Origin of the sequence: Paraburkholderia aromaticivorans (assembly GCF_012689525.1) — a bacterium.
GTDB classification, from domain to species: domain Bacteria; phylum Pseudomonadota; class Gammaproteobacteria; order Burkholderiales; family Burkholderiaceae; genus Paraburkholderia; species Paraburkholderia aromaticivorans_A.
In genome coordinates this window covers 56,585-70,313 of sequence record NZ_CP051516.1, presented here as the reverse complement: position 1 = coordinate 70,313, position 13,729 = coordinate 56,585, and the positions used below count along the sequence as shown (strand labels likewise).

Annotated in this window: 11 protein-coding genes; 6 read left to right on the top strand and 5 right to left on the bottom strand. The window is 63.1% G+C overall.

Going from position 1 to position 13,729, the window contains the following annotated elements; translation table 11 throughout:
* The first annotated feature begins 13 nt into the window (after window positions 1-13).
* Both HF916_RS28325 and HF916_RS28320 read left to right on the top strand, forming a co-directional pair.
* On the top strand, window positions 14-1,408 hold the full coding sequence (locus HF916_RS28325; RefSeq protein WP_168792233.1) for an AmpG family muropeptide MFS transporter: 1,395 nt from the start codon (window positions 14-16) through the stop codon (window positions 1,406-1,408).
* Entirely contained in the window at window positions 1,405-2,691 is a 1,287-nt protein-coding gene (locus HF916_RS28320) for a M48 family metallopeptidase (RefSeq protein WP_431311447.1), read from the top strand. Before HF916_RS28325 ends, HF916_RS28320 begins: the two co-directional genes overlap by 4 nt.
* A gap of 127 nt (window positions 2,692-2,818) precedes the next feature.
* On the opposite strand, the gene HF916_RS28315 is transcribed toward HF916_RS28320, so the two are convergent.
* The 5 genes from HF916_RS28315 to gatC all read right to left on the bottom strand — a co-directional run bounded on the left by HF916_RS28315 (window position 2,819) and on the right by gatC (window position 8,084).
* The gene (locus tag HF916_RS28315; protein WP_168792232.1) at window positions 2,819-3,598 is read right to left on the bottom strand and encodes an exodeoxyribonuclease III; all 780 of its coding nucleotides are present in this window, start codon (window positions 3,596-3,598) and stop codon (window positions 2,819-2,821) included.
* A 46-nt stretch (window positions 3,599-3,644) separates the two neighbouring features.
* Entirely contained in the window at window positions 3,645-4,484 is an 840-nt protein-coding gene (locus HF916_RS28310; RefSeq protein ID WP_168792231.1) for a PPK2 family polyphosphate kinase, read from the bottom strand.
* A 138-nt stretch (window positions 4,485-4,622) separates the two neighbouring features.
* Window positions 4,623-6,098, bottom strand: a complete 1,476-nt coding sequence (gene gatB / locus HF916_RS28305; protein ID WP_168792230.1) for an Asp-tRNA(Asn)/Glu-tRNA(Gln) amidotransferase subunit GatB — start codon at window positions 6,096-6,098, stop codon at window positions 4,623-4,625.
* 5 nt (window positions 6,099-6,103) lie between these two features.
* Window positions 6,104-7,591, bottom strand: coding sequence for an Asp-tRNA(Asn)/Glu-tRNA(Gln) amidotransferase subunit GatA (gene gatA / locus HF916_RS28300; RefSeq protein WP_168792229.1), 1,488 nt, complete (start codon window positions 7,589-7,591; stop codon window positions 6,104-6,106).
* A 193-nt stretch (window positions 7,592-7,784) separates the two neighbouring features.
* Window positions 7,785-8,084 (bottom strand): Asp-tRNA(Asn)/Glu-tRNA(Gln) amidotransferase subunit GatC, encoded by a 300-nt coding sequence (gene gatC, locus HF916_RS28295; protein WP_132376407.1) that lies wholly within the window; start codon window positions 8,082-8,084, stop codon window positions 7,785-7,787.
* Window positions 8,085-8,465: 381 nt separating this feature from the next.
* Here gatC and HF916_RS28290 point away from each other — a divergent pair, with 381 nt between their 5' ends.
* The 4 genes from HF916_RS28290 (at window position 8,466) to mrdA (ending at window position 13,724) form a co-directional block, all read left to right on the top strand.
* Window positions 8,466-9,509: a rod shape-determining protein gene (locus tag HF916_RS28290; RefSeq protein WP_004189550.1), complete on the top strand. Its 1,044-nt coding sequence runs from the start codon at window positions 8,466-8,468 to the stop codon at window positions 9,507-9,509.
* Window positions 9,510-9,662: 153 nt separating this feature from the next.
* Window positions 9,663-10,763 carry a rod shape-determining protein MreC gene (gene mreC / locus HF916_RS28285; RefSeq protein ID WP_168792228.1) on the top strand — a complete coding sequence of 367 codons (1,101 nt, stop codon included), beginning with the start codon at window positions 9,663-9,665 and terminating at the stop codon, window positions 10,761-10,763.
* On the top strand, window positions 10,760-11,272 hold the full coding sequence (gene mreD, locus HF916_RS28280; RefSeq protein WP_168792227.1) for a rod shape-determining protein MreD: 513 nt from the start codon (window positions 10,760-10,762) through the stop codon (window positions 11,270-11,272). The genes mreC and mreD overlap by 4 nt, the downstream gene beginning before the upstream one ends.
* Before the next feature lie 142 nt (window positions 11,273-11,414).
* Window positions 11,415-13,724 (top strand): penicillin-binding protein 2, encoded by a 2,310-nt coding sequence (gene mrdA / locus HF916_RS28275; RefSeq protein ID WP_168792226.1) that lies wholly within the window; start codon window positions 11,415-11,417, stop codon window positions 13,722-13,724.
* Window positions 13,725-13,729: the final 5 nt, after the last annotated feature.

Below are 13,729 nucleotides of genomic sequence, written 5' to 3'. Positions count from 1 at the left end.
GCAACTTATACACATGTCGAACCCGCCGCACGAGGCGCCTGCACTTACCGCTCACGAAGAACATCCCGGCTGGCGCGCGTTCCTGAATACGCGCATGCTGATCTGCGTCTTTCTCGGCTTTACGTCGGGATTGCCGCTGTTCACGCTCGTCTATCTGGTGCAGGCGTGGTTACGCTCCGAAGGCGTCAATCTGAAGGAAATCGGCCTCTTTGCGCTGATCCAGTTCCCGTACACCTGGAAATTCATCTGGGCGCCGCTGATGGACCGCTACGTCCCGCGTTTTCCGGGCTGGCGTCCGGGCAGACGGCGCGGCTGGATGCTGGTCACGCAGATTCTGGTGGCCGGCGCCATCGCCACCTTGGGGTTCGTGTCGCCTAAAGACTCGATCTGGACGGTGGCGGCTTTGACGGCGCTGGTCGCGTTTTTCGGCGCGAGCCAGGACATCGTGATCGACGCCTACCGGCGCGAGTTGTTGAGCGATACGCAGCAGGGGCTCGGCAACGCGGTGCATGTGAACGCGTACAAGATCGCGGCACTCGTGCCCGGTTCGCTCGCGTTGATCCTGTCCGACCATTTGCCGTGGAGCACCGTTTTCATCGTGACGGCCGCGTTCATGCTGCCCGGCATGGTCATGACACTGGTCGTGCGCGAACCCGAAGTCCACGGCACGCCGCCCAAGAACCTGCGCGAAGCAATCGTGCAGCCGTTCAAGGAATTCATTCAACGCGACGGCTGGCGCGGCGCGCTGTTCGTGCTCGGTTTCATCTTCCTGTATAAGCTCGGCGACACGATGGCGACCACGCTGTCTACGTCGTTCTTTCTCGACATCGGCTTTTCGCGCACGCAGATCGGTGTGATCGCGAAGACCACTGCTTTCGGCGCGAGCCTGGCGGGTGGGATCGTCGGCGGAATCTGGCTGATGAAAATCGGCATCGGACGTGGGTTGTGGATCTTCGGCATCCTGCAGATGGTGTCGACGCTCGGCTTTGCATGGCTCGCGCATCTCGGACCGGCTTCGCCCGGTCTCGTGGCTATCTACGACATCGCCGTCGGGTTGAGCGAAGGCACGACGAAACTGCTGGCGCTGGTGGGCGTCGATTGGGCTGTGCAGCTCGAGCCGCGTTCAGTTGCGCTGGCGCTCGTCTACGGGTTGGAAACCTTTGCCACTGGGCTGACGATGGCGGCATTCACCGCCTATATCGCCAGTACCACCGATCCGCGCTACACCGCTACCCAGTTCGCGCTCTTCACGAGCCTCGCTTCCGTGCCGCGCACGCTGGCTTCTGCGGCAAGCGGCTACGTGGTCGCGCGGATCGGCTGGTTCGATTACTTCATCGTTTGTACCGCGTTGGGTTTGCCCGGCATGTTGCTTCTGCTGCGCATCGCGCCGTGGAGGAAGCAGTCGTGAAGTCGCTTCTTTCGAAGGGTGCGGCGCGCTCGATTGCGTCCCGGCGTGCTGCGGTCAAGGGCAGCCGCGTGGCGCTGCACGCCGTATGGGCGCTTGGCTGTGTGAGCCTGACGTTCGCCGCGCCATTGAACGCCTATGCGGCAGCCGTGCCGGCAGCCGCTACCAGTGCACCCGCAGCGGCGCCGGCCACGACGTCAGCGCCGACGGCGAAGCCCGCAGCGGCGACGGCCGCGAGCCCTGAAAATGCGACATCGGCGGCACAAGGCGCGAACAATGCCACCAGCGCGCCTGCCGCTGCAACGCCGCCTTCGTCGCCTTCGTCGCCTTCATCACCTTCGTCACCCCAATCGACGCAACCGCCGCCGGCTCCGGTCACGGCCAGAACGCCCGCTGCGACATCTTCTCCGCCCGCGACCGCCAAAGCGCCTAGTGTCCCGTCGATGCCCGCCCCGGCGTCCGCGTCGTACACCCCGAACACGCAGTTGCGCTACGGCGGCTATCTGGTGTTCCGCAACCTGATCCCATCGCCGATGCTCGAAGCGCAAGCCGCCGAAGAGTTCAACCAGATCGCCTACGGCGCCGAGCACGCAAACCGTCTGTACGCCGACACCGACGCGCATGTCACGCGCGTGCGTTCGATCGTCGACAAGATGATTCCGTACTCGCTGAAATGGAACGAGCGGGCCAAGAACTGGAAGTGGGATGTGGCGGTGGTGCGCTCGACCGATATCCGCATGTACTGTCTGCCGGGCGGCAAGATCGTCGTCTACGGCGGCCTGCTCGACCGCGCGCGTCTGAACGACAACGAACTCGGCATGCTGATCGGCCATGAGATCGCGCATGCGCTGCGTGAACATGCACGCGAGCGGCTCGGCCAACTGCAGGCGAGCCAGCTCGACTCGTCCGGCACGATCCCGCAGCTATTCGGGCTCGCCGATCTGGGCGCGGCACCGCTCGGCATCGGCTCGCGCCTGCTGGAAATGAAGTACGAAAATACCGACGAAACGGAAGCCGACGTGATCGGCAGCGATATCGCGTCGCGCGCCGGCTTCGATCCGCGCGCGGCGGTCACGCTCTGGGACAAGCTGGCGCAAGCCACGCGCAGCAATCGCAATCAGGGCTTCATCTACGTGCATCCCTACACGCCGGCGCGCCGTCAGGACATCATCAAGCGCTTGCCGGACATGCTGCCGCTCTATGCGAAGGCGATCGGCAAGACGGTGGACGCGCTGCCGGACTACGCCGGCATGGGCCGTCCGCGCCGCAAACTGATCCGCGACTGAGGCGCGCGGGCCTTAAGCGCCCGCTTCTTCCGCGACAACGCTTTCCACAGGGCCAACTGCCGGTTCGCTTGCTGCGCGCTCGCGCCTCTGGCCTGACAAGGCGAGACTTCAGCCTCGCCTGCCGTGCTTACTTCTTGACCTTGTGGTCGTAATCCACCGTCAGCGGCGCATGGTCGCTGAACTTGATATCGCGGAACACGTCGGTGCGTTTCGCCTTGCTCGCGATACCCGCCGTCGCGATGTGATAATCGATCCGCCACCCGACGTTCTTCGCGTACGCCTGGCCGCGATTGCTCCACCACGTGTACTGTTCCGGCCGCTGGTCGAGCGTGCGGAACACGTCGACGTAACCCACTTCATCGAATAGTTTGGTGAGCCATGCGCGCTCTTCCGGCAGGCAACCCGAATTTTTCTGGTTGCTCTTCCAGTTCTTGATATCGATTTCCTTGTGGACGATGTTGACGTCGCCGCACACGATCACTTCACGCTCCTGAGACAGTTCCGCGAGATGCGGCATGAACTCGTCCATGAAACGGTATTTGGCCTGCTGACGTTCGTCGCCGCTCGAACCCGACGGCACGTACACCGAAATCACCGACAGCTTGCCGAAACGCAATTCGACATAACGCCCTTCCGGGTCGAACTCTTCACTGCCGAAACCGATCACCACTTCGTCCGGTTCGTGACGCGTGTACACGCCCGCACCGCTATAACCCTTCTTCACGGCGTGTTGAAAATAGCCGGTGAAGTTGTGCGGAGCCATGAATTCCGGCGTCATGTCGTCCTGCGAGCATTTGATTTCCTGCACGCACAGCACGTCGGCCTTCTGTTCTCCGAACCAGTCGAAAAACCCCTTCTTCGCCGCTGAGCGAATGCCGTTCAGGTTCGCGGTAATCACACGCAACATGTCGTTCCTTTTATGTTCGATTCGTTTATGGAGCAAAAGGGCACGGTCACTCGACCTTGATGCCCTTCAGCGACTCTTTGGCAGGGGGATATTCGAGCTTCAGCGCTTCGAACGTGCGCAACAGCAACTCCGCGACCATCACGTTGCGATGCGTCTTCGAGTCGGCCGGAATCACGTACCACGGCGCGTATTCCGTCGATGTCGCGGCCAGCCCGTCCTGATACGCCGCCTGATACTTGTCCCACTGCTTACGCGCTTCGAGATCGGCGACGTCGAACTTCCAGTGCTTGCTCGGATCGTCGATGCGCGCCTGCAGACGCGCACGTTGCTCGTCTTTCGAAATGTGCAGCATGCACTTGACGATGGCCGTGCCGCTATACGCCAGCAACTGTTCGAACTGGCGAATGTGGCAGCAGCGTTGCACGAACGCTTGCTCATCCAAAGTGCCGAGCACAGTGGGGACCAGCAGATCTTCGTAGTGACTGCGGTTGAAGATCGTCAGCTCACCGGCGGCAGGCGCTTGCGAATGCACGCGCCAGAGGAAATCGTGTGCGAGCTCGACGGGCGTCGGCGCCTTGAATGGCACGATGCGCAAACCGAGCGGATCGACTTCATGAAACACCGCGCGGATCGTACCGTCCTTGCCGCTCGTGTCCATGCCCTGCAGCACCAGCAACACACGGCGCGTCTGCTGCGCGTGCAAACACTCTTGCAGAGTGTCGAGCTTCGCGCCGATCTCCGACAGACGCGCCTTGTCGGAATCTTTCGAACCGGTCGAAAACGGCTTGGCGGCCGGGTCGAAATCGCTCAGCGAGAATTTGCTTTTTTTCTTGCCGTCGTCGAAATACGGCACGCGGAAATCGTCGAGTTCGGGTTGCTTGGCCATCCACACACTCCGTGATCTGCGTTCGTTTAACGGACCCGCAAAATGAAACGGGCCGTTGCCCCACTTTCGTTTCCGGCAACAGCCCGTGATAGCTGAAGCGCGAACGCTTCAGCCGCGCTTCTCTACTTCAGCGTCAACTCAGGACAGCTTCTTCTTCAACAGTTCGTTCACCTGCGCCGGATTGGCCTTGCCCTTCGTCGCTTTCATTGCCTGACCGATCAGCGCGTTGAATGCCTTTTCCTTGCCGGCGCGGAATTCCTCGACCGACTTGGGGTTCGCGGCGAGCACTTCGTCGATGATCGCTTCCAGCGCGCCCGTATCCGAAATCTGCTTCAGCCCTTTCGCCTCGATGATGCGGTCGGCGGCGGCTTCGTCGGTAGCCTTCTCTTCCCAGATCGCGAGGAAAATTTCCTTCGCGATCTTGTTGGAGATCGTGCCGTCGGCGATACGCTGCAGCAGCAACGCAAGTTGCGCAGACGACACCGGGCTCCCGGCAAAGTCGAGACCCTCGCGATTCAGTTGCGACGACACTTCGCCCATCAGCCAGTTAGCCGCAGCCTTGGCGTTGGCCGGGCCGACTTTGCTCACCACCGCTTCGTAGTACGCGGCCATGGCTTTGCTCGACGTCAGCACGTTGGCGTCGTACGGCGTCAAACCGTATTGCGACACGAAGCGCTGTTGAATCGCCACCGGCAGCTCCGTCATCTCTGCCTTGACGCGCTCGATCCACGCCGCGTCGATCACGAGCGGCATCAGATCGGGATCGGGGAAATAGCGGTAATCGTGCGCGTCTTCCTTGCTGCGCATGGAGCGCGTTTCGCGCTTGTCCGGATCGTACAGACGCGTTTCCTGCACCACCGTGCCGCCGTCTTCGATCAGTTCGATCTGACGGCGTACTTCGTACTGAATCGCTTCTTCGAGGAAGCGGAACGAGTTCAGGTTCTTGATCTCGGCGCGCGTGCCGAATTCGGCCTGGCCGACCGGACGCACCGACACGTTCGCGTCGCAACGGAACGAGCCTTCCTGCATGTTGCCATCGCAGATGCCGAGCCACGTGACGAGCGTGTGCAGCGTCTTCGCGTAGGCGACTGCTTCGGCCGCGCTGCGCATTTCCGGCTCGGTGACGATTTCGAGCAACGGCGTGCCCGCACGATTCAGGTCGATGCCGGTCATGCCCGCGAAGTCTTCGTGCAGCGATTTGCCCGCGTCTTCTTCGAGGTGGGCGCGCGTCAGGTTAACGACTTTCTCGTACGCTTCCTTGCCCGCCTTTTCATTGGCCGGCACCTGAATCGTCACCTGGCCGCCCTGCACAACAGGGATTTCGTACTGGCTGATCTGATAGCCCTTCGGCAGATCGGGGTAAAAATAATTCTTGCGCGCGAAGATGCTGCGCGGCGCCACCGTCGCGCCGATCGCGAGGCCGAACTGGATCGCGCGTTCCACAGCGCCGCGGTTCATTACCGGCAAGGTGCCGGGCAAGGCCAGATCGACCGGGCTGGCTTGCGTGTTCGGCGCCGCGCCGAATTGCGTCGCGGTGCCGGAAAAAATCTTCGATTGAGTCGACAGTTGCGCGTGGGTCTCCAGACCGATCACGACTTCCCATTGCTTGGCCATGGTGTTCACACTCCTGCCGGTGCTTTACGGTGCCAGTCGGTCGCGCGCTGGAACGCGTCGGCCACCTGGAGCATCCGGGCTTCATTGAAATAGTTGCCGATGATCTGCAAACCGACCGGACGCTGCGCATTCGCGCCCGCGCCGAAGCCGCACGGCACGCTCATGCCCGGCAAACCGGCGAGGCTTACCGACAGCGTATAGATGTCCGCCAGATACATCTGCACCGGATCGTCGCCCTTCGCGCCGAGGTCCCACGCCACCGAAGGCGCGACAGGTCCCATGATCACGTCGCACTGCTTGAACGCTTCCTGGAAATCCTGCGCGATGATGCGGCGGATCTTCTGCGCCTGCAGGTAGTACGCGTCGTAATAGCCGTGCGACAGCACGTACGCGCCGACCAGAATGCGGCGCTTCACTTCCGGGCCGAACCCTTCGGCGCGCGACTTCTTGTACATGTCGAGCAGATCGCGATACTCCGCGGCGCGATGACCAAAGCGCACGCCGTCGAAACGCGACAGGTTCGACGAAGCCTCCGCCGGCGCAATCACGTAATACACCGGAATCGACAACTCTGTTTTCGGCAGCGAGACTTCGACCAGCGTGGCGCCGAGCGCTTCGTATTGCTTCAGCGCGGCGTCGATCGACGCGCGCACGTCATCGGCGAGGCCGGCGCCGAAATACTCTTTCGGCAGGCCGATGCGCAGGCCAGCGAGCGGCTTGTCGGCGCCGTCTTCTTTCCACGATTTGCCGAGGTAACGCGTGTAGTCTTCGTCGTCGCGCACGAGGCTGGTCGAATCGCGCTCGTCGAAACCAGCCATGGCGTTGAGCAGCGTGGCGCAATCCGCGGCGCTTTGCGCCATCGGACCGCCCTGATCCAGCGACGAGGCGAACGCGATCATGCCGTAACGCGACACGCGGCCGTACGTCGGCTTGATGCCGGTGATGCCCGAGAACGACGCCGGCTGACGGATCGAGCCGCCGGTATCCGTACCAGTCGCGGCAGGCGTGAGGCGAGCGGCCACAGCCGCAGCCGACCCGCCCGACGAACCGCCCGGCACAGCCTTAACATCCCACGGATTCTGCACGGGACCAAAGTACGAATTCTCGTTGGATGAGCCCATTGCGAACTCGTCCATATTGGTCTTGCCCACGCACACCATGCCGGCCTTCTGCAGACGCGCGACCACGGTCGCGTCGAACGGGCTCTCGTAGTTCGACAGCATTTTCGAGCCGGCGGTGGAGCGCCAGCCCTTGGTGACGAACACGTCCTTGTGCGCGATCGGCAGGCCGACCAGCGGGCCGGCGTGGCCGGTATGGAGCAGCGCGTCCGCGGCTTTCGCCTGCGCGAGCGTCAGATCGGGATCGACCTGGATGAATGCGTTCAGGCTGTTGGCCGCGTCGATCCGCTTCAGATAGAGCTGCGCCAGTTCGACTGCGGAGCATTCCTTGGCCGTCAGTGCGGCGCGCAGTTCGGTCAAACTTTTTTCATGCATTGCGTTTTATCCTGAAGAGCGCGGCAGCGTAGTCACGCTGCCGTGGAGGCATTCGGCCGCCCGCCGGCAAGCCGAGCCGAGGAAGCCAGAGACGACGATCATGCAAGCACTGGAGTCACGAGGCGATATGCCGCTGCGTGGTGACTCGCCGGAAGGCTGACTTGCGCGCCGCGCCGGGCTCGATGCGCGGGTGTTACTCGATCACCTTCGGCACTAGGTACAGGCCTTCCTGCACGGCCGGCGCCGGGCGCTGGAAAGCTTCGCGTTCGACCGTTTCGGTCACCGCGTCGTCACGCAGACGCAGCGCAACGTCTTCGATCTGCTCGATCGGATGGGCAAGCGGCGCGATGCCGGTGGTATCGACCGCCTGCATCTGCTCGACAAGGCCGAAAAAATCGTTGAGCTGGACGAGCGTGTGCTCAGCGTCGGCGTCGGCCAGTTCGAGCCGCGCAAGATGCGCGATGCGTTTTACATCGGTCAGGGTCAGAGCCATGCAGTCACCGGAAAATGTGGTGGACCGCCGCAGCACGGAAAAAAACAGCGCTGCGACAGTGGGTTACGACGCTGGAGGAAGACCTCGAAAAAGGGGCCAGCGGAGGCAAAAAGTGCCGTCCGTTTCCTTCAAAACATCCAAAATTATAAGGTATCATTACGCGTTCGACCCAAACCCGGACCGACTTACCAGAGCCTTTCTGAACAATTCCCAAAGATAGTTCGGATTTTTCTGACCTGGCTTTGCATCGGCCTCCGGTAGACTCCCACGCAGCTTCAAGTTCCTGTGGCGCCGCCTCCGCCCGGTTGAAGCTGTTATTTTTTCCGCTGCCGCCCTGCGCATATGGTGCGAGGCCCGGCCCCCAGCGAGACAGGATTTTGAATGTTCGGTTTTTTGCGCAGCTACTTCTCCAACGATCTGGCCATTGACCTCGGTACGGCCAACACGCTCATCTACATGCGTGGCAAGGGCATCGTTCTCGATGAACCGTCGGTGGTCTCGATCCGCCAGGAAGGCGGTCCCAACGGTAAGAAAACCATCCAGGCAGTCGGCAAGGAAGCCAAGCAGATGCTCGGCAAGGTGCCGGGCAACATCGAGGCGATCCGCCCCATGAAAGACGGCGTGATCGCCGACTTCACCGTCACCGAGCAGATGATCAAGCAGTTCATCAAAACTGCTCACGAATCGCGCATGTTCTCGCCGTCGCCGCGCATCATCATTTGCGTGCCGTGCGGTTCGACTCAGGTCGAACGCCGCGCGATCAAGGAAGCCGCGCACGGTGCGGGCGCTTCGCAGGTCTACCTCATTGAAGAGCCCATGGCCGCTGCCATCGGCGCCGGCCTGCCGGTGTCGGAAGCCACCGGCTCGATGGTCGTCGACATCGGCGGCGGCACGACCGAAGTCGGCGTGATCTCGCTCGGCGGCATCGTGTACAAGGGCTCCGTGCGCGTGGGCGGCGACAAGTTCGACGAAGCCATCGTCAACTACATCCGCCGCAACTACGGCATGCTGATCGGCGAGCAAACCGCCGAAGCCATCAAGAAAGAAATCGGCTCCGCCTTCCCGGGCTCCGAAGTCAAGGAAATGGAAGTGAAGGGCCGCAATCTGTCGGAAGGCATTCCGCGCAGCTTCACCATCTCCAGCAACGAAATTCTCGAAGCCCTCACCGATCCGCTGAACCAGATCGTGTCGTCGGTGAAGATCGCGCTCGAACAAACGCCGCCGGAACTGGGCGCGGACATCGCCGAGCGCGGCATGATGCTCACGGGCGGTGGCGCACTGCTGCGCGATCTGGACCGCCTGCTCGCCGAGGAAACCGGCCTGCCGGTGCTCGTCGCCGAAGACCCGTTGACCTGCGTTGTGCGCGGCTCGGGCATGGCGCTCGAACGCATGGACAAGCTGGGCAGCATCTTCTCGTACGAGTAAGCGAGCCCGCCTCCATGTCAGTAGCGCGGATCTGGCAAACGGCCCCTTGCGGGCCGGTTTGCCGTTGGCTGGGCCTACCAGCCTCCGCGCGCTGAACGCGCGTCCCTCGCGCGCCGCCGTCTCACCCAACCGCTCACGCCCCCGGCGCCGACCATGGAATACAGTCCGCCGCCCCTGTTCAAGCAAGGACCGTCCGCCCTCGCACGACTCGTGTTTTTCGTCGTGCTGGCGCTCGCCCTGCTGATCTCCGACGCACGCTTCAAAACGCTCGAAATCGTGCGTGGCGTGCTCGGCGCGGGTCTTTATCCGTTGCAACGCGCGGCTCTCGTGCCGCGCGATATGTTCGTGGGCGCCGCCGACCTGGCCGTGACCAGCGCCACGCTGCGCGGCGAAAACGACAAACTGCGCAACAAAGATCTGCAGCTTTCGCAGCAAGCCAATACGGCCGCTGAACTGGCGGCCGAGAACGCGCATTTGCGCGCATTGCTGCAACTGTCGCAGCGCTCCACCACGGAATCGCTGCCCGCCGAAATCCAGTACGACACGCGCGACCCGTTCACGCAAAAGGTCGTGATTGGCCGGGGTGCGCAGCAAGGCATCCAGAACGGTTCGCCGGTCGTCAATGAAGACGGCGTGATCGGCCAGGTGACGCGCGTCTTCCCGCTGCAAGCCGAAGTGACGCTGCTCACGGACAAGGATCAGGCGGTGCCCGTGCAGATCGTGCGCACCGGCCTGCGCAGCGTGATTTACGGCACGCCGAAGGGCGACACGCTGGATCTGCGCTTCGTGCCGATCAGCGCCGACATTCAGACGGGCGACGAACTCGTCACCAGCGGCCTGGACGGCGTGTATCCACCGGGCCTGCCGGTTGCCAAGGTGGTGCGGGTCGACAAGCAGGCCGATACGGCGTTCGCACGCGTGATCTGCTTGCCGATCGCGCCGGTGCGCGGCGCACGTCAATTGTTGGTGCTGCATTACGTGAACAATGTGCCGCCGCGCCCCGCCGAAGAGCCCGACGCAGCCACGGCCGCGAAAGCGAAAAAGGGCACTAAACCGGCCGACGGCAAAGCCGCGGCGGACAAATCTCCGGCGAAAGCAGGCGAAAAACCCGTCGCCGAGAAACCGGCAGCCGCCAAGCCCGCCGAAAAAACGCCGGCCAAACCGGCCGCCGCGGAGAAAAAGGCCGCCGCCGAAAAGAAACCGGCCGCTGAGAAGAACGCGAAGCCGCCAGCCAAGCCAGGGGCTCAGCCATGAACCGTCCGCAATACATTCTGCAGCCGGTCAATCCCTACTTCATCTCGTTCAGCCTCGCCGCAGCGTTCCTGCTGAACCTGATGCCGTGGGGGCGCCTCGCCGGCGTGCCGGACTTCGTGGCGCTCGTGCTGCTGTTCTGGAACGTGCATCAGCCGCGCAAAGTCGGCATGGGCATCGCGTTTTCGCTCGGTTTGTTGATGGATGTGCATAACGCCAGCCTGCTCGGCGAGCACGCGCTGGCCTATACGTTGTTGTCGTACGGCGCGATCACGATCCATCGCCGCGTGTTGTGGATGTCGCTCGGCGTGCAGACCTTCGCGGTCATGCCATTGCTGGTCGTCGCGCAACTGGTGCCGTTCGTGATCCGTCTGCTGACGGGCGCGGCGTTTCCGGGTTGGGGTTATCTGATCGACGGCTTCGTCGAAGCCGCGTTGTGGCCAGTCACCAGCGTGTTGTTGCTGATGCCGCAGCGCCGCCCGGCCGATCCGGACGATACCAGGCCAATTTGATCACGCTTCGGGCCCGCCGGCCGTTCTCACCAGAACCCACTTTGCCGGCCCGCTCGACGCGCGTCGCTGTTCATGCCTTCCGGCTCAGGCCGGAAAAGGCGCACACTCATGATGGCCGTCACCCGGCCTTTTGCAGAATCGCATGACCGAATTCAAGGACACTCAGCAACAGCTCTCGAAGTTCCGCCTGCGCGTCGCGGCGGCGGGTCTGTTCGTGTTCGTCTGCTTCGGGCTGATCGGCTTCCGCTTCCTGTTCCTGCAGGTCTGGCACTACAGCAAATACTCGCTGCAGGCCGACGAAAACCGCATCTCAGTCGCGCCGATCGTGCCGAACCGCGGCATCATCACCGATCGCAACGGCATCGTGCTGGCCAAGAACTACTCGGCCTACACGCTCGAACTTACGCCGTCGAAGCTGAACGATTCGCTGGAAAACGTGATCGACAACCTGGCCACGGTTGTCTCGATCGACGCGCGCGACCGCCGCCGCTTCAAGAAACTGCAGGAAGACTCGAAGAACTTCGAGAGCCTGCCGATCCGCACCCGCCTGACCGACGACGAAGTCGCGCGCTTCACCGCGCAGCGCTTCCGTTTTCCCGGCGTGGAAGTGCGCGCGCGCCTGTTCCGCCAATATCCGCTCGGGCCGACCGCGGCACACGTGATCGGCTACATCGGCCGGATTTCGCAGCGCGATCAGGATCGTATCGACGACGCCAGTGATCAGAACGACAGCGATCCGGACCACTACGATCCGCGTCTGGACGCGAACAACTACAAGGGCACCGACTACATCGGCAAGATCGGCGTCGAGCAAAGTTACGAGACCGAGCTGCACGGCCAGACCGGTTTCGAGGAAGTGGAAGTGACCGCCGGCGGCCGTCCGGTGCGCACGTTGTCGCGCACCCAGGCAACGCCTGGCAACAACCTCGTGCTGTCGCTGGATATCGGGTTGCAGCAGGTCGCCGAGCAGGCCTTCGCGGGGCGCCGCGGCGCGCTGGTCGCGATCGAGCCGTCGACGGGCGACGTGCTCGCGTTCGTGTCCGCGCCGAGCTTCGATCCGAATTCATTCGTCGACGGCATCGACCAGCAGACCTGGGACGATCTCAACAACTCGCCCGACCACCCGCTGCTCAACCGGCCGCTGCACGGCACCTATCCGCCGGGCTCGACTTACAAGCCGTTCATGGCGCTCGCCGCGCTGACTTTGCATAAGCGCACGCCGGGCTGGGGCTTCCAGGATCCGGGCTCGTACACCTTCGGCGGCCACACGTTCCGCAACGACGTGCGCTCGGGTCAAGGCTGGGTCGACATGAACCGTGCGATCGTGGTGTCGAACGACACGTATTTCTACATGCTCGCGCACGATCTCGGCGTCAACAACATCGCCAACTTCATGAAGCCGTGGGGCTTCGGCCAGATCACCGGCATCGACATTTCGGGCGAGGCGCGCGGCATCCTGCCGTCCACGGAATGGAAGCGCAAGGCGTACCACAAGCCTGAACAGCAACGGTGGTACGAAGGCGAAACGATCAGTCTCGGCATCGGCCAAGGCTACAACTCGTTCACTATTCTCCAGCTCGCTCACGCCACGGCCACGCTCGCGAACAACGGCGTCGTGATGAAGCCGCACCTGGTGCGCGACATCGAAAATCCGATCACGAAAGACACCCGTCCGGTCGTACGCGATCCGAGCGACAAGATCGCGGTGAAGCAATCGGACATCGACATCATCAAGCGCGCGATGGAAGGCGTCGTAACCAACGGCACGGCGTCGAAACTGTTCATCGGCGCGCAGTACCTGGCGGCCGGCAAGACGGGGACGGCGCAGGTCTACTCGCTGCAGGGCGCGAACTACAAGGGCCACGCGGTCGCCGAACATCTGCGCGACCACGCGCTCTTCATCGCGTTCGCCCCGGCCGAGCAGCCGAAAATCGCCATCGCGTTGATCGTCGAAAATGGCGGCTGGGGTGCGGAATCCGCAGGCCCGATTGCGCGCAAGGTGCTCGATTACTACCTCGTCGGCAAGAACAAGCCGGGTGCGCAGGCCGCAGCCATCGAGGCAGCGGCGTCAGCCACTGAGGATGCGTCCGCGCCGGAAGTCGGTGGCGCACCGCCGCCGCCGCAGGACGGGGTGCAGCCGGTCAAGGTTGCGGCGGGCTTCACGGCCCTGCCGATTCCCGGCGCGGCTTCGGCGGCAGCGGCGGCGTCCGCTGCGGCGGCTGCGAAGGCTGCATCAGCAGCGGCGGCAGCCTCCGCGCCGGCTGTTGCGTCAGCGCCCGTGGCAGCATCGACGTCCACCGCCGCAAAGAATCCCGCGTCGCGTAAATCCGGCGTCCCGCACAAACCCCGTCCGGCCAGCGCGCCGGCGCCGACAGCCGCCGCTCCGTCGCGCGACGACGGCATTCAGGCCACATCGCCACGCCAGCCGGTTTCCGGCGGCATCGACGAGTAAGGAGA